This window comes from Dehalobacter sp. MCB1 (assembly GCF_003590275.1).
Taxonomy (GTDB): domain Bacteria; phylum Bacillota; class Desulfitobacteriia; order Desulfitobacteriales; family Syntrophobotulaceae; genus Dehalobacter.
This window is the reverse complement of record NZ_LXPC01000005.1, coordinates 74071-96217: the sequence shown is the minus strand read 5'-3', so window position 1 is coordinate 96217 and position 22147 is coordinate 74071. Positions and strand designations below refer to the sequence as shown.

Below are 22147 nucleotides of genomic sequence, written 5' to 3'. Positions count from 1 at the left end.
ACACACTAATAAGGACTTGACTTAATGGCCAGCACAATGATCCAGAGAATAATGCTTGGGACCAGCACTCTAGCATATTTGAACGATGACAGATAAAAGATATTATCGGTCCCTACTTCGGCCCAGGTGTAACCAATCACTGTATTCTGGTAATACAGCGGTACAGCAACCGCAATAATACCCTGGCCGTTCCAGTCAATAACGCCCGTTTCATTGATAAATTTCGCATTCCCGGATTGAAAAAGCCGGAAGAACTCGGCATTAAGCTGATCCTTAACAACGGATTCCGCACTAGGTGCAAAAATAATATTCTGATCTATTTCCTTGTCAAAATAGCCCATGCGAATATTGGAGTACTTTGCGGAAAGGTTGGCAACATCCTGGCCGAGCAACGCATTCATTTCTGTTATCTTTTCTTCGTTAGAAAGATTGCGATCATCTTTGTAAAGCTTGATGTCCGTATAATGCGCTTGAATCTGATTTTCTAAAACTGACGCTGCACTCATCAGTTCAAACTCTTTCTTTAATACTTCTTCATCCCAATAAATATTTGCGATAAAAAAATATAAAATGACCATGATACCGAACATAAGCAAAGTTATCTTAATCATCGTCGACTGAATAATTGACTTACTGAATCCCATTCTTCTACCTCTTTCCACAAATGCCAATAACGTTCCAAAATATGCTCACTTGTGTAAACAGCTATTTATATATTACTTGTTTATATTACTTTCCATTATTTCAGAACTTTGGCATTAATTCAATAAGTTTCTTAAGAATAAGAAGCAAGAAACTGCAAATAATAACAGAAAAAAGTAACAAAGGAAGTATTTATATGGGATATTTTACAATAAAAAGTAGGAATTGGTCTACAAAATTATTTTGCTTTTTTATCATTTCTTTATTATTTTTTTCGGGATGCAGCATGCTGAATAAAATTACAGGCAAGCAGCCCGAAGAATCGGTAAAGTCCGAAACAGTCCCTAAACAGCTCGAAGACATCGAGTCATCGATCGAAAAAATCTTTAGCGTTTTAAAAGGGCCGTCCCTCATGGCGGAAGAAACAAAAGACCAGAATGAACAGACCCAAGCCGGTGGACAGAATCAAGCAGGTAGTCAGAATCAAACGAACAGTAAGAGTCAAACCGAAGGAGGCAGTCAGCAGCAAGAGCAGTCGGGACAGGACACCTCCGGACAGGCAAAGACGACGAATCAGACCCCGGATCCGTTACAGCAGGCAGCACTCGAAATTAGCCAGCTCCATAATCTTTGGAATGAAGTTATGCCTAAAATCAATCAAAAAGGCGCTGCCAAAAAACTTATCGAGAATTTCAGCGATGCCCTGAATACTCTTACAGAATCTGTGACTACCAAAGACAAAATGAAAATCATGATGGCCTTAAATGCCCTATATGAGAAAATTCCGGATATTTATGCGCTTTATCAAACCAATACTTCTCCTCAAATCAAGAATATCATCTATTTCAGCCGAAGCTCCATTTTGTTTGCGGAGTCTAAAGACTGGGAAAAAGCATCGGCGGCGATAAAAGAGCTTAAATCATCCTGGGCTATGTTCAATAACGCGCTGGAGGGGAAACAGCAGGATGATTCCAGCAAACTGGACCTATCCATTCTAGAGCTCGAAAAAGTGATTCAGGAAAAAAATACGCAGCTGGTGCAAATCAAAGGGAAAATCACGCTGGCCAATATTGCCGCACTCGAGAAGTCCTTGCAGGAAGCGGAGCAAAGCAAAAAGCAAAAGAAATAACAATCCAAAGCAAGGTAGGCCTGTTTCAGATTATTTTAACAATCACACTGGTAAAAACTTGGATTATTTGTACAATTAATTCTGTATTCCGGTATTTTTTTTCTGAAGTACTTTTTACAGCACCCTCAATGCCTTATAATAGTAGGAATAAGATGATTGATTTCAAGGCCAAAGGAGATACCAAATGAAAATACAGAATTTTAATAAAGTGCTGGTCGCAAACAGGGGAGAAATTGCGATTAGGGTTTTTCGGGCCTGCAAAGAGCTCGGGATCAGAACCGTTGCTATTTATTCGGAAGAAGACAAATACGCTTTGTTCAGAGCGAAAGCGGATGAATCCTACCTGATTGGTGAGAAAAAGAAGCCGATCGAAGTATACTTAAGCATTGGTGAAATTATTAACCTCGCTCTAAAAAAGGGCGTCGACGCCATTCATCCCGGCTATGGCTTCCTATCCGAAAACCCGGAATTCGCGGAAAAGTGTGAGGAAGCCGGTATTGTTTATATCGGACCGTCTGTTCATACACTTGAAAATCTTGGGGATAAAATCAAATCCAAACTGCTAGCCCAAAATGTAGGAGTTCCTGTCATTCCCGGCGTGGACAAACCGATGACTTCCGTGGACGAAGCTGTGGTCTTTGCCGAAAAATATGGATATCCCGTGATTCTGAAAGCGGCAGCAGGTGGCGGCGGAAGAGGGATGCGCGTCGTCTACAGTGAAAAGGACCTGGAGCGTGAATTTAATAATGCCAGAACAGAGGCTAAGAAGGCTTTTGGCATTGAAGATATTTTTATTGAGAAATACCTGGAAAGACCCAAACACATTGAAGTTCAAATTCTGGCCGACAAGTACGGCAATATCGTTCATCTGTATGAGCGGGACTGCTCCGTGCAGCGCCGCCATCAGAAAATTCTCGAATTTACGCCGGCTTTTTCGATTCCCCAGGAAGTCAGAGATCGCCTGTATCAGGATGCGCTTAAACTTTCCAGAGCTGTCAATTATGTTAATGCAGGCACTGCGGAGTTTCTGGTTGACAAGCACGGCAACCACTATTTTATTGAAATGAATCCCCGGATCCAAGTCGAGCACACAATCACTGAGATGACGACAGGGATCGATATTGTTCAGAGCCAGATTTTGATCGCTCAGGGCTACCCGCTAAATTCAAAAGAAATCGGGATTTCGTCCCAGGAATCGGTGGTTCCGCGCGGATACTCTATCCAGTGCAGAATTACCACGGAAGATCCGCTCTCAAACTTTATGCCGGATACAGGAAAAATTGACGTATACCGGACCAGTTCCGGTTTCGGCATCCGGCTCGACGGCGGTAATGGCTACACCGGCGCAAACATCTCACCTTACTATGACAGCCTGCTCGTTAAAATTATCTCCTGGGCCAGAACGTTTGAAGGAACCACGCAAAAAGCAATTCGTTCCGTTAAGGAAATGAATGTCAAAGGGGTCAAGACCAACGAAGCCTTCCTTATCAATGTCATGAATCACGAGAAATTCTTAAGCGGAGAATGTGATACCCATTTTATCGATGACACACCGGAGCTTTTTGACATCAAACCCAAAAAGGATTACGAAACAAAGCTTCTAAAATATATCGGCGAAAAAATTGTCAACGAAGTCAAGAGCACCAAGAAAGACTATAACATCGCCCCAGTCCCAAAAATTGAACTGCCTTCCGAACGTACAGGAATCAGAGACATCCTGCAGCAGCGCGGTGCTGACGGCTTCGTATCCTGGGTCAAAGACCAGAACAAACTACTGCTGACCGACACGACTTTCCGGGACGCGCACCAGTCCCTGCTGGCAACGCGGGTTCGGACCAAGGATCTTGTCTCGATTGCCGAAGCGACTTCCGTCCTGGCCAGTGATCTGTTCTCCATGGAAATGTGGGGCGGAGCTACGTTTGATGTTGCCTACCGCTTTTTACGGGAATCCCCCTGGCGCAGGCTGCAAAAACTCAGACAGCTCATCCCGAATATCCCGTTCCAGATGCTGATCCGTGGCGCCAATGCCGTAGGATATACCAACTATCCCGATAACCTGATCCGAGCCTTTATCCAGGAAGCCGCAGTACAAGGCATTGATATCTTCAGGATCTTTGACAGCCTGAACTGGCTGAAAGGCATGGAAGTGGCTTTTGATGAAGTGATGAAGACCGGGAAAATAGCAGAAGTATGTTTATGCTATACCGGGGATATCCTCGATGAAAGCAAAGAAAAATACTCGCTGAACTATTACCTGAAGATGGCGAAAGAAATCGAGAAGATGGGCGCCCATATACTTGGCATCAAAGATATGTCCGGTCTGCTGAAACCCTATGCCGCAGCTAAACTGATCAAAGCCCTGAAGCAGGAAATATCCATTCCGATTCACCTGCATACGCATGATACCAGCGGAAACGCTGTCGCCACAATTCTGATGGCGGCCGAAGCAGGGGTGGACATCGTCGATGCGGCGCTCAGTCCAATGGCAGGGACTACAAGCCAGCCTTCCATGGATTCAATCATTGCTGCGCTCCGCAATACCAAGATGGATCCGGGAATGGACCTCGATGATATTCAAAAGCTCTGCAATTACTGGAGTGAAGCCAGAACGTTCTATGAGCAGTTTGAATCCGGACTGAAATCCGGAACTGCTGAAATATACAAATATGAGATCCCTGGAGGCCAGTATTCCAATTTAAAGCCACAGGTGGAAAGTTTTGGTCTTGGCCACAAATTTGATGAAGTCAAAGCGATGTATATAGAGGTCAATCAGATTCTCGGTGACATCGTCAAGGTTACCCCTACCTCCAAAGTGGTTGGAGATATGGCCATCTTTATGGTCCAGAACGGACTGACCAGAAGAAATCTGCTTGAAAAGGGAAAAGCGCTTGCGTTTCCCGACTCAGTCGTCGACTATTTCAAAGGGATGATGGGCCAGCCGGAGGGCGGTTTCCCAGAAGAGCTGCAGAAAATTGTTCTGAAAGGACAGGATCCGATTACCTGCCGGCCCGGTGAAATTCTTGAAGCGGTCGATTTTGAAAAAATCAATAAAAAGCTCCAGGAAGAATACCATATAGAGCCCAATATCCGGAACGCCTTGAGCTATGCACTTTATCCAAAAGTATACAGCGATTATCTCAGATCCCTGGATGAATTCGGGCATCTCTATAACCTGGAAAGCCACGTCTTTTTCTACGGATTGAAAGAAGGCGAGACCAGCGAAATCGAACTTGACGAAGGCAAGACCATGATCTTGAAGTTGGTTGAAGTCCGCGATGTGGATGAAGAAGGCTATAAGACGCTGCTTTTTGAGATCAACGGTAACAGAAGAGAAGTACGGATCTTTGACCGAAACTTTGAAGAAAAAGAAAAGGTCTCCGTCACACTGATGGCAGACCCGAATAATCCAAAGGAAATCGCCTCATCGATCACCGGAATTATCTCCAAAGTATTTGTCAAAGAAAACGAAAAAATTATCAATAAACAAAGCATGCTGATCATTGAGGCCATGAAAATGGAGACAAATATTATGGCCCCAACGGACGGAGAAATCGAAAGCATCCTAATCAGCGAAGGCCAGCAGGTAAAATCCGGTCAACTGATTATTAAACTAAAGTAAAAAGAAAACCCGGCATAACAGAGTCCGAAGAGCGACACAATGTGCCCGCCTCGACATCTGTAATACCGGGTGTTTTTTCAATCATGGTTATTTACAATTTGGCAGCCGTATCTTTTACCGTCTCCGCCAGCTTCCGCAAGTGATCGATCGTGGCTGCATTTTCCTGAGTGGCCGCAGCCTGCTGCTGGGCGATCTGTCCCGATTCTTCAGCTGCATTGGTCATGTCGGTGACCGCCGAAGAAATCGACTCAATAATCTGCCGGACTTCTTCCGCTGCTTTTTTACTGTTTTCGGCTAACTTCCTGATTTCCTGGGCAACTACGCCGAACCCGCGGCCGTGTTCCCCGGCCCGGGCCGATTCAATCGCGGCATTTAGACCAAGCATATTCGTCTGATTCGAGATGTTTGTGATGGTGTTGATAATGACTTCAGTTTCATTAATTTTCTGGTTAGATTCCTGCGCCTTTACGGAGAGGGCTTGACCGACTTCGGCCAGTCTCCCGGCACCCATGGCGATCTCCTCGACCGCTGAGGCAATCTGATCCAGATAATTGGACAGCTGTACAGCTACCTCATTAACATCCTGCTGTTTCTTCCTTCCGGTCGCACATACCACCGTCCCGACAGGACTTCCGTTTTCATCAGGTATCGGTATATTAACTCCGCGAAACAACGTCCCGATCCGGACATTAAACACGGTCTTCCTGTTCTCTTTCATACATTTTTCGGTAGCTGTTCCCAAAACTTCATTACCGACTTCAATACCAATAGTAAGCTCTTCTCCCTCGGTTGCCTGAAGATACTTTTTCCCATCCGTCACGTATAAGGCCATGTCAGGAGGAAGAGCCTTAACAACATAAGGCAATATGCCGCAGAGTGCGTTAATTGCATCTTGTCCCTTGAGCAATTCCATTCTATTCCACCCTTACTCGAACAATTATTTGTACTTTATTTGGTATTCGACGCAATTAAGGCAATTCCTTTTTGTTAAAAAAATAACTTGTATATTCAACTTGAAAAAGAAGTCCGCTCAGCTTTTCTTCTGGCTAAGCGGGCAGTATTTGAATGTACCAGATAAAAAAGCCTGCAAGCAGGAGGAATACTGTCGTAGCAGTCCATCTGAGAATTGACAGGATTCCTTTAACTGAAGCTGCCAGGCTTTCAATATCTTTTTCTTTTTTGACGCACTCCATCTCCTGCTCTTTCATCCTTTCGTCGTGACTGCTAAGCATCTCCTTAATATCAAAGCTAAACTCCATTAACTGCTCGCACAAACTGTCTAGCCGTTTGGATTCCAGTACAGAGGAAGATTCCAAAATAGCCAGCCGCTCATCATGCTTCTGGAGTGTCTCTTCATGATCCTTCAATCTTTCTTCCAGTCCTTTCTTTCTCTTCTCAATCCCGTTGACAGCCATGACCCTTTCCTCCCTTCTTTTTCTTATTGCAACACCTCGCTGATCAGAGTATTGTCCTGGTCATAGGTCAGGAGATAGGTCTTGATTGCCTTGGCGGTTACGCCGTCTTCGTGATAATAGGTATCCGTCCGGACGGAATAATACGGCGGAGTTCCCCCGCTGAAGACCGACCGCTTGGCAAGCGTCCCATTCTCCCGTTTCCACTGCAGCTCAACAAAGACACCAAAAGCGTCTTTGTTGAGCTTATACAGGCTTAAACATTCCAAATGCGCTATCCGGTCCGAAAAATGTTCCGTAAGCGCATTGTCGATCACATCCAGGTTGTCGTTATAGTCTCTTAGCTCCATCTGTTCTGTTTCGGTGGGTTTTTTTAGATAGAGTTTCGGGGTGAAGAACGGCATTATGGTTGACCTCCTAATAAACTTTATAAATCATCCAGCCAGACATTAAAGGGCATCAGAAAAAACCAAAGGATAGCGAATCGAGGGCATATCTGACCATAGACATTTCCCTGTTTCTCGGTACAATCCTATATCCCAAGGCCGAGCCAAACATTGAGGATCATCCCGGATAAAAATTCAACCGCCAGAACGATGACGGTCCCGATGAGGCATTGTTGCCAAATTTTGAGGCTGTAATACTTCAAATGATAGTTTAGTTGGCCAACTAGCACCGTAGCTGTACCGCAGACGAAAAGCATTGATATATTTGTCCAACCTCTGGCGAAGCCCTCCATTGTCAGGTAAGTCATCCCCAGGATAAAGAAAAGGAACAACTGCTTCTTAATCATAATGATCACCCAATTCCGAGCAGGGTGTTCATGTTTGTAAGCATGTCTTCCGGCAACTGGCTTCTGTAGGTTATGGCTGTCACTTCTTCGATAGTCGTACAACGCTTTACCCATGCGGCTAAGTAATTATAATATGTTGTATTATAAGTGACATGAGCTTTCCCGGCAGCAATAATTGCTGAAAGCTCCTCAGCAGAAAAGTTCCTGCATAATGTACTGTCAGCATGATAAGGGAAGCCTGTAGCTCCGCCTGCCAGCTCGATACCGATAGCAGAAAGGTTCATCTGATCTTCTTCCTTCAAAGAAAAGTGTTCAACTCCCTGCGAAGTTGTAACATCAATACCCGCGTAGATTGCTTCTTTGCACGCTTTTGAAAGCTCATAGAGCTTATTTTCCTGATAGTCAACAAATGTTACTGGGGGAGTAATTGGCGGCATTTCTCCAAGATTCTTCTTTAAATCAATAAGTTCTTGCTCTGGAGTTTTACGTTCGACATAATTCTGGCTGAGATAAAATCCCCGTGATTTGCTGTAACAGTATTTTTGGGGAGCGACTTCAGAAGGTGCTTCGACGTCAAAAACCTCACCCATTGGATAGATGCAGCCATTGATCAATTTACCATTCTCTTTCTGTTCATAAGAATCCATAATGGATATAACTATTTCATTTTCGACCAAAATCATATTTAATTACCTCCAATCGTAACATGTAATTGTCTGTCCAATCGTACCGCCATTTACAGCAACACCCTCACCCTTTTTAATGAAAGTTATATCGGAAACTGTCAAATAACCGTTATTACTACTGTCATTTCTAATAACAACAAAATATTTTGCACTTTGCATTTTAATAAGGATTTCCATAGATGTACTATTTGTTGTGTATGTGCTTGCAGTTCCGACACTAATTGTCACATTATTTATAATAAACAAAATTGTTTTACTTGTATAACCATAAGTTACCCTAACAACGTTAGTATCAAATAATGCAATAGCAAGGTCTTGAACTGTCATGCTACTTTCAAAAACAACAGATGTATTAACTATAATATTCGTATCAGAAATACTTAAAATAACCGCTGTACCGTAATTACTATTGCTAACATCTTTATAAGCAAATATAACGCGACTAGAATCTAAAGGAAGTGAGCCACGATCAAGTATATTAAAACTGGCGGTGTGAGTGTCAATATTAACTGCCGTTCCTCCTGATATACTTGTATCAGATACCGTTAAAACTTTTGCTCGTATATAGTAAGTTGTTGACACAAACGATTCATATATTAACAAGGCTTTTGTTGTTGATAATATACTAAGCGTTGTGCCACCTTGATAACCGTCTGTCGCAGAATTAAAGATTGTTCCATTTGTCAATGTTGTATCGGTACAACTCAATGTACACGTTGCAACGGTTGTATTATATGCCCAGCTGCAAATTAACTTGTTTGTGTCTATTAATCTAAGACTTAAACTACTTGCCATGTATGTGCCATCTGTATACAAGTTTAACGCGGTATTAAGTGTAGGCGTTGTACCTGAAACCGTTATTACTCTTGCATATACATAATAATTATTTGGTTGTGTAAAATACAAGAGAACAGCTTTATTTGTATCCAGTTTTGCTAGTGATGTACCGAGGCAATAAGCGACGCTTGTTGTCACCGGAGTGCCTACAGTTACAGTTAAACCCGTTATTGTTAAAACAACAACTTTCATAGTGTAGCTGCTTAATTGTTCAACATAGGACACAAGTATTTTATAATCGTCAATTAAAACTGCGCTTATTGCCTGTGAATATGCTGAATTAACTACAGTGTTTGATACTTGATAAGTTGCGCTAACGGGAGACGCTTTTTCATTGATAAATTTGACCAAATCACCAGTCTCAATCGTATTGTCTGTAACCTCATAACTACCAATAATACTACCAAGCGGTTCTGGAAGCATTCCTGTTACACCAAATATAGATACACCTGCCTTAATGTTTGCCGCCACAAAATCAGCATCCGTTATTGTTACCTTGTCATCCACACCATCCCTGTACCCTTCTGAAGCAAGCAATTTTAAGGTTGTTCCAGAAACAGCACTAGAAAGTGCGGCTGTTTCTCCAGCTCTGTTGGGCATAGTTCCTGTATAAGTTCCGTTGTCATTTGTAAATGTATCTCCGGCTAGTACGTGACTGACAACGGCAGTTCCCTCACCACTAGCTTTGATAAAAAAACAGTCACCGATTTCATCGTACCAAATGGTATAAGCCTTGCCAGTGACAAGGCTTGGTGTATCTGTAGTGTTAGGCTTGTATAACGGTTTGTTGTTTATGGTTGTGGCAGCTCCATTATTATTTGCTGAAGCAATAAATGTTTTGGGGTGTCCATCTTCCAAAATTACGTTTGTAAGAGTAATTGCTGTAGCCGTTCCTCCTGCTGTTTGGTATACATAATCCGCCTTATGCTCCGCTAACGCATTCCCAATATTGGTATCAATTGCCTCCACCAAACTATTATGTGCGGCCAAACTGACGTTTTCATTGGCCAATGATTTCGGTAAGTTAAATTGAGTCGTATATTCCGGCATTCTTCTTCGCTCCTTTGTCCTTTATTGTTCATTTCAGATTGGTTCCTGCTCCGGATTCCAGGTTTCAAATTTCGCCCAGGTGAATTGGGCTGCATCCAGCTCAGCCCAGCTTAGCCCTGCCCCATTCAACGCTAACCAGGTCAGATACGTATACAGATACTCGACCATGAGGTGCGCTGGAATGGCCCGATTAATCGCTGGCTGAAAATCGGACATATTTGGGGGAATACCGTAAATACCGGCAAACTTGATCTGCACTTTGTTCTGCCCTGGGAGGTCCAGGACATCGACATTCCCATTTTGATAGCTTTCGGCCGTTGCTTCGATTAACGCAGCTGTGGTCGTACCGGCACCCCTAAGTTTGGCTTTAACAACACTCTGCCTGTAGCTTAACGGTTTGCTTTCATTTACAGAAATTCCAAGATACTCTTCCCAGTATTTGATGCCCCAGGTCGCCGTATCAACAAAACATTGGGAAAGGACATCCTTGACAGCGTCTTCCGCCAGGCCGGTATCCCGTCCAAAGGATTCCAATACCGATTTGATCGGCTCCTTCTCCGTTAGCCAGTTAGGAAGATAGGATTTGACGATGGTTATCCGGTCACTCATGCCAGCGTCACCGTCCCAGCTACTGCGACTTGGCAGTTATCAAAGGTAATACCGATCGCAATATTCGCTGTTCCTCCGTTAACCATAAGTCCGGTATGGTCCAATATCCCGGGGGTCTCGAGCAGTGTACTGCCGATCCTGGCAAAACTAACATAATCCTGTTTAAAAGCGATATCTTTCAGGTGATCCGTCAATAGTGCCCGAAAAGAATCTGTCACTTGTCCGAGCGTATAGTTTTCTGCGAGGGTGACAGTCGCCGCCACATTGATATCGACTCCGGCAGCTGATTCAACCGTCACCTCGGCCCCGACTGGTCTCATTGACTCAATATACGCCGCTGCGGCTACCACTATCTCTGCTTCAGCCGGTATTTTCTCCGAATCCACGATAACTACCTTGACGGTCCCGGCTCCATCCCACAATGGAAAAACCTTGGCATCGCCGACTCCGCTTACCTCTCCGGCCCATTGCAGGTAATGTGCTGCATTGCCGCTCGTCGCCGGATTCCGTACTTTCAGCAACAGCCTGGAAAGAAGGTCTTCATCGCTTTCCTGATCTGTCCCTCCGGTTATCGCGCTTTCATTCGTGATTTCCGTGACCCCCTGAAGAGCAACCTGCAATGTTTTGACTGCCCCTGCAGGAACATTGCCTGTGATTCCCTCCTCCGCTGCCTGAACAGAAATATCGACTGACCCATTGTCCTGGATAACTGCTGCCTTGGTCGATTCAAATCCAATTCCACCGTCGGTCAAAAAGATTGTTCCCTGGCCGATTGCTACACCCGGATTCCCTGTGACTTTGACGATTCCGGCTGCCTTTACAGCAGCCTTTCTGGTCAGCCCATGTTCTCCAGCCCTGTAATCGAGATATTGGCCGCTGGTCGTCTGTGCAAAAGCCAGAGTCAAAACTAAATCCAGACTGGTATACAGCTGGGCGATTTCCAACGCTGCAGGGGACAAAGCATCATGAATAAAACTGCCTTCCGTAGTATCTATCTCGGAAGGTACTTTGCTTTTTAGCCTTTGCAGGATTTCCTCATAAGTTTGTGCTTCAAACAACGACATTCACCTCTCCATAATCTGTTACGAGTGCACATGTAACTTTTAATGTTGCATTCTCCAAATTAACATTAAGATTTTTTACTTCTGTAATGTTTGGATTGACAAGTAAAGCCTCAGAGATGTACCGTTTTGCTTCACTCAGGGTCGCCTCTTTACTCAGACTTTGGCCAAAAAGGTTTTCCAGTTCGTGACCGTAATCCCAGGAGTACGCCAGATATCTACATCTTGGTACCCGCAAGGCTTTCATCGCCCAGATTTTCACTGCATCCTGCCCGGTTACGGTGCTTAGCTTTCCGTCGACCAATTGAAAACAGTCGCGGTCGAAATCCCAGGCGTACTCCCTCTGTATGGTTGTTTGATTGCTTGCTGTGGAATTTTCCTTTGTAACTGTTTCCAGAATAAATGGGAAAATTGATTCACCCATTTGGGCTCACCACCTTGCTTAAGACGATATAGGTTTGCTCTCTTTCTAAAGGAAGTAAAGCGACCAGAGCACCTTTTTGCAGACAACTCTCAATCTGAAGTACGCCCTCCGTCGTTTCGCCGTAACCTTCGGTTGTGGTTAGGATAGCCTGACGGTCATGATCAAGAAGGACATCGGACATTAGCAAGTTTTCTGAATCCAGCTGCAGGTCCCCCATTTTAATCCGGAGCTTCGGCGGTGGATTTGTCACCTGGCCGATACAGATATAGGGTGGATTATACTTTGATCCCTGATCCTGTATAAGCATTACCAGTTCTGAATAGGGGTTTTTTGGTTCCATGTTGATCCTCCTGTTTGCTTATTCGATATTGCTGAATTTCAGCCCGAGGTCCATCATATAGCTGCCATCCTGCCAGGTATGGGCATCCGTCGCGATTTCAAACAACCCCTTGAGTCCTGTAAACGGTTCTAGAATCTTTACTGATTTACCGGTAAGACATTCACTGTTCCCCAGGACGGAAATATTTCCGTTCCGTTCCAATCCTTTCAGCATGCTTTTCGCTACAGTTTTTGGATCGCTGCCGGCTTCCTTTTGATAAATTTCCTGAAGAACACCGTATTTCTTCATCCATTCTTGGCTCTCGACTTTACCCAGACTGTCTCCATTATCGTTATAGATCATGACCCGGTTGATCATATTTTCAATACTTTCAGAATAAGTGGCATCCGTAATATTCAGATTCGACCCAATAACTAGAGATGCTGTAATCGCTGTAATCGTCCCTTTTTCGAGTACAAACAACTTTCCATTCTGCATTTGGACGTTGTATCTTTTGCCGTTTTGCTTGCCCGCTGCTGTATAAGCCGCTGTAATAATCTCATACGGACTTTGCGCATTGACAAGCAGGTTTTGGATGATACCGGTTTTCTTGAGTTCCCCGACTGAAAGAACAAAATCACTGGCGATCCTGGCTGCAATCGATTCAGCCGTAGTCTTCTTAAAGTTATAGGTTGCTTTAGATTTAAGTAAGTAAATTAAGCTGTCATAGGCCGTCACGCGGATCATATGGTTTGACCTGGATCTTTCCTGGTAAAAAATAACCCCTGCAAACAGCTCAACTCCGTTATCATCCAACAGTTTGAGCATGTTGCCCGGGCTTAAGCTTATTTTCGGGATGTTTTCATCCGTTGAGGCGGTCACTTCAAGTTCCATCTTTCGGGCTGCTTGTTTTTCATCTCCGCTCCAGACAATTTTTTTGATTAGCTGGGTGATGTCGGTCCTTTGGCTGGGTTCAATCAAATAGATTTTCATAGCTTCAGCACCTGCCCGGCATAGATCAGATTTGGATTCTTGATGTTGTTCTTCGCTGCCAGAGTTGGATACTTTGCTCCATCGCCATAGAACCTTTTAGCAATAGCCCACAAAGTATCTCCTGATTTTACGATGTAGGATGGGGGCACATTTCTGTCGGATGATCTGGAGTTTTGGGATTGCGATGGACTTGTCGAAGATGTTGTTGATTCCGTCTGCGCAGTGATTTGCCGATATTCCTTCAGTTCAAGTATGAAATAAACATCTCCGGTACCTTCTCCCTTTTCGCCGTATTGAAATCTCTCAATGGACGCCGAAATATTGATGTCCGTTGATGTAATGATCAGTCTGACCGGTTTCCCAGACTTCCTCCAGCTTTCAATGCGACCAACACAGTCATAAGGAGACGGGAATCCGCTATACTGGCAAAAATAATACTCTTCCTTGGGAAAGAAAGAGTTCAAGGTGATTGTCGCCAGCTTTTCTTTGCCGATCAGGTTGATTTCCCCTGCATCCTGTATGTTAACTGTTGTATTCAGATTGCCCTGAGTAATATCAAAGGAGGACGGCGGGATCGGAAGCTGCAGTGTCTCTGTATTATTGTAGTTCTTGAGCCAAAATTCCAATGTGATTTACCTCCCTACTGCTAAGCCATATTTACAGCTGCCATCTTAATTTTACCGACAAGGGCATTAGCGACCCTGTCGATATCGGCCTGTTCACGAACAATGATCGTGTCCGAAAGTTTAGCGATGCTGACCGAACCAAAACCTGAGCGTATATTGTTGGTTTCTCTTTTGGTCAGAACAGATTCGCCTTCATGCAGGAGGGCAGGATAGTTATCATAAGGGACGCGGGGGATGCCGATGGCAAATTGTTTCGTATTATTTTTTTTCCCTTGACCAACAACTCCTATCCCTGTTGAATTAAATAGTTTTTGTAGCAAATTATCTATTATTGTTGCAGCAATTGATCCGACAACAACTGATATAACCGCTAGCGCTAAGGGATTCACTGCAAGGCTGCCTAATAACCCTGCAAACCCAAGGGAAGCACCTAGCGTTCCCAGTCTCCCCACTAATATTTTGGGAATTTGTTTTATCATTTGTTTTACTAAACTTGAAAAAATCCCTTCAAATATGGAGCTCAATCCAACCTTTCCGAAAATTTCAAGTTTGTCCTTAAATCCAAGTGTGCCTTTTTCCTTTTTTGCCGTAGCTATCTCATACATTATTTGTGGAAGAATAGTTAACGGTTTAGTATGACCTTTCACAAAAAATTTCTGGGATTTTTTCAGTTCTTTTAAAGCGGTTTCAGAAAGCCAATCGTCAAAAATAGAATACATTCTTTGTATATTATCAATGATAAAGCTGCCTAGATGCGTCGGTTTAGATTGTTTTTTTTGAGAAGGAGATTTATTTTTTTGGTTTTCAATATTATTGTATAACGCATAGCGATTAAAATATGGATTAGAATTTATTAGGTTACTGCGATATTTCTGACCTTTGCTTAATTCCTGTAAAAAATTCCCCCTTAAAGTTGTATCTTGCAAAATAATCACCTAGCTTTCAATTGTTCTTATAAAGCATTTAATAATATTTTTAACAATAAATAAACTTTAGCATCAAGAGTACTCGTTTTCTGGCATAAACCTCGATAATCCAAGGTATTATTTATTGTTCAACTTTTAATTCCCGAATCTCCTTCTCATAAAACGCCCTGATTACAAGCTTTTCTCCATACGGCAGCGAGGCAAGCACGGATGGACGGATGCCTTTGGTTACCCAATAGTAGTACAGCATTTCTGCCCAGCCATCCGTGCTGATTAGTTTTTTATTTCTTTAATCACGTCGTCTCCGAAGCCGCTAATTTCGGAAATAACATTGAAAATCATTACAATCTCACCCGGAAGCAGCAGTTTTTTTACTAGCTCAGCCGGTGTGGGAACTTTAAAATGGGCCATAAGCTCCTTATCTTTTAAATTCGGCTCAATCACACCTGCCAGTACCGTGGCCATCTGGACTTCTCCCATGTCGATCCCCTGAATCTGGCTATTGGTAAAGTCAGCAGCGGCTTCCTGGATTTCATTATATTTAGACGGCGATAACGCTTGACAGGTAAATACCGCCTGACCGCCAAACAAGGCGGAGAGTCTTGGTATTTCAACTTTCCGAATTGGAAGCTTGAATTGATCTGTATCTGCTTTTAACAGCAGTTCCAATGTATTCATTTTTTTTAATTCCTTTCATATCTATTTTACTTTCCGACACCCAAGATAAGCCTTGCCCAGCGTTGGCGCGGTAGCTGAGCATGCAAATCTTTTCTAGCCGGAATTTCAAAGTACAGCTTGCACTGACCTCTGATTGAGTCTCCGTAATGGATGGCCAGCGTCAAGCGGAGCACGATGCGAAGCGCGGGATTTTGTGTCAAGGATGACACAACGACCGAAAGCGGCCATCCATTACGGTGACTACCCAAAAAAAACAAATGTATCACTGTTGAAAAAACTAACAAAATTTTTCTACGCTTGAACCAGCGCAGGATCAATCACATCCAGCAAATCAAAATCGCTGAAGGTAAACGGGATCGTTTCCTCACCGTTTTTTCCTGCTTCCCAGTCAGCCAGGGACACTTCGTCAAACATCACGTTCTTTAGGACAATACGTTCCGAACCATAGGCATCGGGATCGGCCAGCTTGGAAACAATCGTGCAGGTGGTTCCCTTGCCATTTTTGATGTCCTGCGCGATCTTATTGATCATCCGGCTGGAAACCTTATGAAGCTTCAGGCTTCCTTTGCCTTCCCATCCGGTGACCTTATATCCTTTTGCCATTCGGCCACAGATCTGAACATCACTTTTCATCAGATTAATCTTGGCCTGAAGGCCGCTGCATTCAGCCACCTTTTCATCATCCAGCCAAATTTCGCCATGGGTTCCGTTCATAATTCTATCGGGACTCAGTGCCATAATTTTTCTCCCCTTTTCTTATTTATAAATAAATATCTATCTACTAGATGCTGATTTTCAGTTCAAAGTCTTCGATCGCATCCACGATTTTGATCGGTCCGGAAAGGAAGATCTTGTCTCCGGTATTGGCCTCTTTGATTTGCTGATCTGTCATCGTACTGGTATCTACCCCGGCGGACTGCAGATAAGTTTTCTGGGCAGTAATGTCGATATCGACAGAATTTTTTCCACGGTCCAACAGTTGCTGATTTTCCAGAGATTCGTAGTAGGCCCGGATCGCGGTAATCAGCAGGCATTTATTGTCATAGGTATTAGGCAGTTTCCCAATATACGCATCATTCGTGGTCTTCTTAATATCGGCATAGATCATATCCATGATATCCACAAGCTTAATCTTCTTAAAGGCTGCACCTTTATCCGCAGTCGTCGTAGTCAGACTGTTGACAGCGCGCGCAATCTTCACCTTTTCTCCATCATTCATCAGCACCAGTTTCCCGGCATCGATCGCCGTGTCAAACTGACTGTTTGTTAAATGCGGAACATCGTCAACTTCGGACAAGACCTGGAACGTCGAACTGATTGAAAGCGGATTTCCTGCCAAAATCCCAGCAATCCTGGAGCAGTAATTTGCCGCGCTGTATGTGGATCCGCCGATCACGATACTATCTGTGGCAAAATTGATAATTCCTTCGTGGTCGGCAGCCGCATTCGGCAGAACGGCTTTAACTCTGAGGTTCTGCGTGTCCCTTAAGCCTTTGAGCCAGGTTGCCATTGAAGCGGCATCAACCGAGCTGATCCCAGGGACTGTTAGATAGTTCCATTGCGACCCTTCCAAATAGGTCTGGGCATCCGTGTAATTCTCGGCTGTGGTTGGTAGGATATAGACCAACAGCTTCAGCGGTGGATTCACCCCGCCGGTAAAGGCCAGCTGGAGCTGTTCCTTGTTCGCGGTGCTGAGATCTGCGGGAATATCACTGCTCGTTTCGTAGACATTGGCTCCGTTGTGGACACTATCTTTCAGGATTAGCGCCACAATTCCGCGCTCTCCTCGGAGGATGGCTGTGTTTGCAGCCTCCTGAAACAAAATGTTGATTTTGGGTAATGGCATATTTTTTGCCTCCTTTTTATTTCCAATTTCATTAATCTGACTACTTTAATTAAAACAGGTTACAATTAAAAACGTTTATACCCTCTCAAAAACGTGTTTACATATCAAACTGAATTTGCATACTTCCGGCTAGCTCAGCCTGTCCGGAAGGCTCCGGTCTGCTTTCGGTGGTATCAAGGTTAAATCCAAGATAAATTTCTTTTCCTTTCGGTCCTCCGGTGATTTGCCGGATCTTGATTTTCCTATCCCCGACACTGAAGAAACCGCTGCTGAATAACTCCCGGATGTTTTCGTAGACTGTATACTGCATCGCTTTGTCAGGGTTGTTATTGGCATTCAACGCCGCATTAAAAATGACATATAAAATAATGTTTCGGGCATAAAAACGCTGGTTCTTATCTGTCTGTGTTTCCTGAATAAAGACCACAGAAAAAGAAGGTCTGCTAAAGCCTTCCTGTATCTCTTCCAGATAGATGTCATAATCCGGATAAGCGGTCTGGACCAGACTGCTGACCGCATCAATGATTGCTTGCATTTTTTTGTTCTTACCTCCTTTCCACCAAATCTATATTTTATGCACCCCGGCCCCTCCCTGCCTTCTGGATTGCATCGTACCCGCCGTTTCCAGCACTCCGTTTTAATACTTAAAATAAAAACGCCCTTACAAGGACGTTCCAATTAAGTTACCAAACTATGTTTGGTGTGATTCTCACTGTACTCAGCATACCCGAAATCTTGCTTCAAAATCGGCAAATAACCGGAAAAAGTTCGGAAAACTTTATCCGTTAAAAACCTTATTATCCAGATATGTTATTTGAATTAGATATGTTTTTTGCCTCAGATGATCCTTGGTTTTCGAGATTATTTCTCAAATTCTCTTTATCCATGGCCTGCAAAACAGCTTTCTCCTTCGTTGGAGCCACAATATAGTCATGCGCGGCTCCGGCGATCAACGCAACAAGAAAAGCATTAATGACGGCCAGTCCAATGTTTTCAGCACTAACTTCTTCCCGAATGACCAGTGTCCAAATAATAATCAGGAAGGAAATCAGGACAGAGGACGGACGCACGATCCAGTCCCCTGACCCGTCTTTGGAAATTCTCTTTCCCAATATTTTCAGGTAATCTTTCAGGAAAGATACAATGACGTAGACAGCAATTACTGTACCACCGAGTGATGAAAGATCCTGCAGGGTAAAAAAAGTCTGGGGCAACGTAATCGTATCCATAACTTCCTCCTTACTTTCCTTTACATAGATCAAGCACTTTTTGGCAGGTATCGTAGCGATCCATGCCGATGATATTGATTGATTTTGCTACTACCTGATAATTGTTGCCGATCACATAAACTTTTTCTGCACAGTCAATAAACTCTTTTGTCACATTCGCAAGGTAACATACCGGTGCCTTCAGATAATCTGCCAGATAAGCTGCTGCTCTCTCATCCGGACCCGGATTACATAAAATGATATTTTGAACCATCTTTTTTCCCTCCTCACTTGAATTCGCAGAAAGACTTTTTACAGGCCCTTCTTCATTCTCCATCCCTAGAAACACAGCTGGATCAATTTCATGATTGTTTGTCCACGGCGCTCTCCTGACCTCAAAATGAAGATGAGGGCCGGTGGTGTTTCCGGTTCTGCCCATCATACCGAGAATGGTTCCTTCATTGAGTGTCTGTCCGCGGGTCACCTTCATGGAGGCAAGATGGGCATGGATCAGATCGTAATTGCCATTCCTGGTTCTCAGGATAACGTAATTTCCCCACCCTGTCGGATCTGCACCCTGACCACCGGCATAGGCTGCCTTAATGACAGTGCCTGCAACAACAGCATATATCACTTTATTTTCTGAAATCAGATCAATTCCCTGGTGATAACCTTTACCATATACACTGTTTCTGACACCATAGGGGTAAGATACGCTTGCTGATTTTAAAGGCATCATCCGCTTTCCCACCTTTCCGATAGACCAAAGAAAATAAGACCTGTCCTTCATTAGATAAATATTCATAAAGTATCAGGTCTTATACATTAATATGTGGCTTGTCTCATTCTTGTGCGATTAGCCGGACTTAACAAGGTGTTTTACTTTCAAATAATCCCTAAGTTTCTGGTTAATGTTTTTCCGGCGATATCTTATGGTCTTTTCGTCCATATTCAATGCCAGTCCGATTTGCAAATTACTTTTTCTTTTTAAACCATAATACTGTTCACAAATCATTCGTTCCACGGGATCCAGCAAGTTTAGCGCAAAACCAATCCCCTCAATGGAAGATTCCAGATGCATGATCTCCATTTTTAGCCTAATCTTTTTTTCAAGCAAAATCACAAGCTCCCTTTGCGATTTTTCCATGGAGCGTGTAAATTCCGCATAAGCTTGCGCAGTTGGATCACAGATCAGGCCGTTTCCTCCTCCCAGGACGGGACGATAGCTCGAAACTGTTCCTTTGGAAGGAATAAGCTGATTTACATCCAATAATATTCTTCTGATATCTTCGGCATTCTTTTCCACTGCTTCCAAAGCTCTTTTCTTGACCTGCAGTTCATCTAATTTCCGGTAATAGCTTTGCAAGGCGGCTTCCATACCTTTCATAGCGGTGTCGTTCATGTTCACTCTCCTCTCCAGTTGTTCGTGTATGTTCTTTATGGAGAATACTTCCACTGTAACAAGCATACGTTATTTTCAAGGATTAATTCGGCAAAAGCCAGGAAAAAGTTCGGAAATCTCTTTGCATCGTCTGATTATTGATTCACACACAAACGGTCCTGCAGGTAAAGACTGAGCTTCTGATTAATTTTTTTCCTTCTGCACCGAATTGTTTTTTCGTCCATTCGAAGTTCTTTGGCAATTTGAAGATTGCTGTGCTCCTTAAGACCGTAACACTTCTCACATATTGTCCGGTCAACAGGGTCAAGTAAACTTAAGACATAAGTAATCCCTTCAATGGCTGATTCAAGATAGATGATCTGAATCTTCAGTTTGGCACTGCGGTGCAGCAACGCAGCTAATCTCTTCTCAAATTTTTCTACGGATGAAGTAAATTCATAATAGTTTTGCGCAGTCCTATCGCAAACGTACATACAACCGCCTGAAACAGCCATATATCGTGCAACGATCCCTTTAGAGGGTACCAGTTCATTGACATCCAGCAAAATATTTCTGATCTCCTCAGCATTTTTTCTAAGGTTTTTAATAATCCCCTTTTTCACCCACAATTCATTCAAGCTTCGATAGTAATTTTTCAGCATATCCTCTGTGTCTGTTATCTGTGATTTCCGCAAAACTTCACACCCCTTTTTTGTCCGGAACCAAATGTTCTTACGTTCCAATTCAAAGCGTATATTAATTATATTGCTACATTTTGTAGCAGTCAACTTATATTTTTGGAATTTTATGTTGTTATTTACATTTTGTCCTATTGAATTGCTACTCATTGTAGAGTAGAATATTTTCTTAGAGGTGATGATGTGGATTTTGGTGAAACTTTAAAATATTTGCGTGGGACGAAGAAAATTACGCAGAACCAGTTGGCCTTACACCTGGAAGTGTCGCGTTCAGCTTTGTCTTTGTATGAACTTGGTTTAAGAGAACCGGATTATAAATTTCTGCAAAAAATTTCTGATTTCTTTGGGGTCTCTCTGGATAGCCTGCTGGGTAATAACCCTGCGATGAACGAACTGCCAAATTTTAATAACGGACATACTATTCCTGATCTTGCTATGGTTCCAATTGTCGGCCGAGTCCCCGCCGGAACCCCAGCCATTCCTTTTGAAGACATTGAAGATTATTTGCCTGTTCCCCGTTCGTTTGTCCGTGAAGATGAATTGGTCTTTGCCCTGAAGATTAGAGGCGATTCTATGATTGATTTAGAAATCAATAACGGCGACCTCGTGCTGGTAAGAAAACAGCAAACCGCCCAAAACGGACAGACAGTGATAGCTAGGATCAACGGGGAAGAAGTAACCTGCAAAAGGTTCTACAAGGTTGATGATAGAATTACGCTGGAACCGGCCAACCCTGCCTACCGAGCGTTAGAACCTGATCATGTTGAAATTGTTGGTGTTGTGTTCAAAGTTATCAAAGATATTTTTTAAAAAAGCAAAAGAAGAATGAAAAAGCAAAAGACTTCGTTTCATTTAATTTGAAACGAAGTCTTTTGCTTGGGAAATAAGCCGTTTACTATTGATCCATCGGCTTATTTCTAGATAAGTATTTTCTTGCTTCCTTTTTTGTATAGATGATTGCTTCAACAAGCATTTTTTTATTTTCAAAGACTTTTGGTCCTGCTAATATTTCCGGTGTATTGTCATCCTCAGACAGGCAGAGTCTGGCTTTTTCCCCCATGCAGTCAATGATCCAAACTCTTATCTTCATAATAATTTCCTCCTCCTGATGTAAAAGAAGACCATGAAAGGAAATATTAATGGTTTTACTGCCGTGAAGCTATAACTTTTTTATTAATGTCAATTTTGTTAAGACAGATCTTCATGTTGA

At 43.2% G+C, this 22147-nt stretch carries 27 protein-coding genes; 3 read left to right on the top strand and 24 right to left on the bottom strand.

The window, feature by feature from the left end; translation table 11 throughout:
* Nucleotides 1-5: 5 nt before the first annotated feature.
* Complete coding sequence (locus A7K50_RS03695; RefSeq protein ID WP_243103626.1) at nt 6-644, bottom strand: hypothetical protein; 639 nt, start codon at nt 642-644, stop codon at nt 6-8.
* Nucleotides 645-928: 284 nt separating this feature from the next.
* Here A7K50_RS03695 and A7K50_RS03690 point away from each other — a divergent pair, with 284 nt between their 5' ends.
* Complete coding sequence (locus A7K50_RS03690) at nt 929-1771, top strand: hypothetical protein (protein WP_119774683.1); 843 nt, start codon at nt 929-931, stop codon at nt 1769-1771.
* A gap of 184 nt (nt 1772-1955) precedes the next feature.
* Nucleotides 1956-5390: a pyruvate carboxylase gene (locus tag A7K50_RS03685; protein WP_119774678.1), complete on the top strand. Its 3435-nt coding sequence runs from the start codon at nt 1956-1958 to the stop codon at nt 5388-5390.
* A gap of 91 nt (nt 5391-5481) precedes the next feature.
* Here A7K50_RS03685 and A7K50_RS03680 read toward each other — a convergent pair whose 3' ends face one another.
* From A7K50_RS03680 to A7K50_RS03580, 22 genes are all read right to left on the bottom strand, one after another.
* Entirely contained in the window at nt 5482-6303 is an 822-nt protein-coding gene (locus A7K50_RS03680) for a methyl-accepting chemotaxis protein (protein ID WP_119774677.1), read from the bottom strand.
* 133 nt (nt 6304-6436) lie between these two features.
* Nucleotides 6437-6805 carry a hypothetical protein gene (locus A7K50_RS03675; RefSeq protein WP_020492207.1) on the bottom strand — a complete coding sequence of 123 codons (369 nt, stop codon included), beginning with the start codon at nt 6803-6805 and terminating at the stop codon, nt 6437-6439.
* 23 nt (nt 6806-6828) lie between these two features.
* Entirely contained in the window at nt 6829-7206 is a 378-nt protein-coding gene (locus A7K50_RS03670; protein WP_119774676.1) for a hypothetical protein, read from the bottom strand.
* Between the two features lie 128 nt (nt 7207-7334).
* Nucleotides 7335-7595: a hypothetical protein gene (locus A7K50_RS03665; RefSeq protein WP_243103625.1), complete on the bottom strand. Its 261-nt coding sequence runs from the start codon at nt 7593-7595 to the stop codon at nt 7335-7337.
* A gap of 5 nt (nt 7596-7600) precedes the next feature.
* A complete protein-coding gene (locus A7K50_RS14145; RefSeq protein WP_199698218.1) occupies nt 7601-8278 on the bottom strand; it encodes a hypothetical protein in 678 nt (225 codons plus the stop codon).
* Nucleotides 8279-8284: 6 nt separating this feature from the next.
* Nucleotides 8285-10168, bottom strand: a complete 1884-nt coding sequence (locus A7K50_RS03655) for a hypothetical protein (RefSeq protein WP_119774675.1) — start codon at nt 10166-10168, stop codon at nt 8285-8287.
* Nucleotides 10169-10201: 33 nt separating this feature from the next.
* The gene (locus A7K50_RS03650; RefSeq protein ID WP_119774674.1) at nt 10202-10777 is read right to left on the bottom strand and encodes a putative phage tail protein; all 576 of its coding nucleotides are present in this window, start codon (nt 10775-10777) and stop codon (nt 10202-10204) included.
* Nucleotides 10774-11841 carry a baseplate J/gp47 family protein gene (locus A7K50_RS03645; RefSeq protein WP_119774673.1) on the bottom strand — a complete coding sequence of 356 codons (1068 nt, stop codon included), beginning with the start codon at nt 11839-11841 and terminating at the stop codon, nt 10774-10776. Before A7K50_RS03645 ends, A7K50_RS03650 begins: the two co-directional genes overlap by 4 nt.
* Nucleotides 11828-12262, bottom strand: a complete 435-nt coding sequence (locus A7K50_RS03640; protein ID WP_119774672.1) for a DUF2634 domain-containing protein — start codon at nt 12260-12262, stop codon at nt 11828-11830. The genes A7K50_RS03645 and A7K50_RS03640 overlap by 14 nt, the downstream gene beginning before the upstream one ends.
* Nucleotides 12255-12602: a DUF2577 family protein gene (locus tag A7K50_RS03635; RefSeq protein WP_119774671.1), complete on the bottom strand. Its 348-nt coding sequence runs from the start codon at nt 12600-12602 to the stop codon at nt 12255-12257. Before A7K50_RS03635 ends, A7K50_RS03640 begins: the two co-directional genes overlap by 8 nt.
* Before the next feature lie 18 nt (nt 12603-12620).
* Nucleotides 12621-13574 (bottom strand): hypothetical protein, encoded by a 954-nt coding sequence (locus tag A7K50_RS03630; RefSeq protein WP_119774670.1) that lies wholly within the window; start codon nt 13572-13574, stop codon nt 12621-12623.
* Nucleotides 13571-14200: a LysM peptidoglycan-binding domain-containing protein gene (locus A7K50_RS03625; protein ID WP_119774669.1), complete on the bottom strand. Its 630-nt coding sequence runs from the start codon at nt 14198-14200 to the stop codon at nt 13571-13573. Before A7K50_RS03625 ends, A7K50_RS03630 begins: the two co-directional genes overlap by 4 nt.
* Nucleotides 14201-14220: 20 nt before the next feature.
* On the bottom strand, nt 14221-15135 hold the full coding sequence (locus A7K50_RS03620) for a hypothetical protein (protein ID WP_158582034.1): 915 nt from the start codon (nt 15133-15135) through the stop codon (nt 14221-14223).
* Nucleotides 15136-15247: 112 nt separating this feature from the next.
* Nucleotides 15248-15376: a hypothetical protein gene (locus A7K50_RS14440; protein WP_020492197.1), complete on the bottom strand. Its 129-nt coding sequence runs from the start codon at nt 15374-15376 to the stop codon at nt 15248-15250.
* 23 nt (nt 15377-15399) lie between these two features.
* Nucleotides 15400-15804: an XkdN-like protein gene (locus A7K50_RS03615; RefSeq protein ID WP_119774667.1), complete on the bottom strand. Its 405-nt coding sequence runs from the start codon at nt 15802-15804 to the stop codon at nt 15400-15402.
* A 291-nt stretch (nt 15805-16095) separates the two neighbouring features.
* Nucleotides 16096-16542 carry a phage tail tube protein gene (locus A7K50_RS03610; protein WP_119774666.1) on the bottom strand — a complete coding sequence of 149 codons (447 nt, stop codon included), beginning with the start codon at nt 16540-16542 and terminating at the stop codon, nt 16096-16098.
* Nucleotides 16543-16585: 43 nt separating this feature from the next.
* On the bottom strand, nt 16586-17650 hold the full coding sequence (locus tag A7K50_RS03605) for a phage tail sheath subtilisin-like domain-containing protein (RefSeq protein ID WP_119774665.1): 1065 nt from the start codon (nt 17648-17650) through the stop codon (nt 16586-16588).
* 97 nt (nt 17651-17747) lie between these two features.
* Nucleotides 17748-18185, bottom strand: coding sequence for a DUF6838 family protein (locus A7K50_RS03600; RefSeq protein WP_119774664.1), 438 nt, complete (start codon nt 18183-18185; stop codon nt 17748-17750).
* Between the two features lie 262 nt (nt 18186-18447).
* Complete coding sequence (locus A7K50_RS03595; protein ID WP_020492192.1) at nt 18448-18879, bottom strand: hypothetical protein; 432 nt, start codon at nt 18877-18879, stop codon at nt 18448-18450.
* A gap of 10 nt (nt 18880-18889) precedes the next feature.
* Nucleotides 18890-19597 carry a M23 family metallopeptidase gene (locus A7K50_RS03590; RefSeq protein WP_119774663.1) on the bottom strand — a complete coding sequence of 236 codons (708 nt, stop codon included), beginning with the start codon at nt 19595-19597 and terminating at the stop codon, nt 18890-18892.
* 117 nt (nt 19598-19714) lie between these two features.
* Nucleotides 19715-20260 (bottom strand): sigma-70 family RNA polymerase sigma factor, encoded by a 546-nt coding sequence (locus tag A7K50_RS03585; protein WP_119774662.1) that lies wholly within the window; start codon nt 20258-20260, stop codon nt 19715-19717.
* Nucleotides 20261-20394: 134 nt separating this feature from the next.
* On the bottom strand, nt 20395-20934 hold the full coding sequence (locus A7K50_RS03580) for a hypothetical protein (RefSeq protein WP_243103624.1): 540 nt from the start codon (nt 20932-20934) through the stop codon (nt 20395-20397).
* A gap of 186 nt (nt 20935-21120) precedes the next feature.
* Here A7K50_RS03580 and lexA point away from each other — a divergent pair, with 186 nt between their 5' ends.
* Complete coding sequence (gene lexA, locus A7K50_RS03575) at nt 21121-21747, top strand: transcriptional repressor LexA (RefSeq protein ID WP_119774661.1); 627 nt, start codon at nt 21121-21123, stop codon at nt 21745-21747.
* A gap of 85 nt (nt 21748-21832) precedes the next feature.
* Here the strand turns inward: lexA and A7K50_RS03570 are convergent, their stop codons facing one another.
* Nucleotides 21833-22027: a hypothetical protein gene (locus A7K50_RS03570; RefSeq protein ID WP_119774660.1), complete on the bottom strand. Its 195-nt coding sequence runs from the start codon at nt 22025-22027 to the stop codon at nt 21833-21835.
* Nucleotides 22028-22147 lie beyond the last annotated feature (120 nt).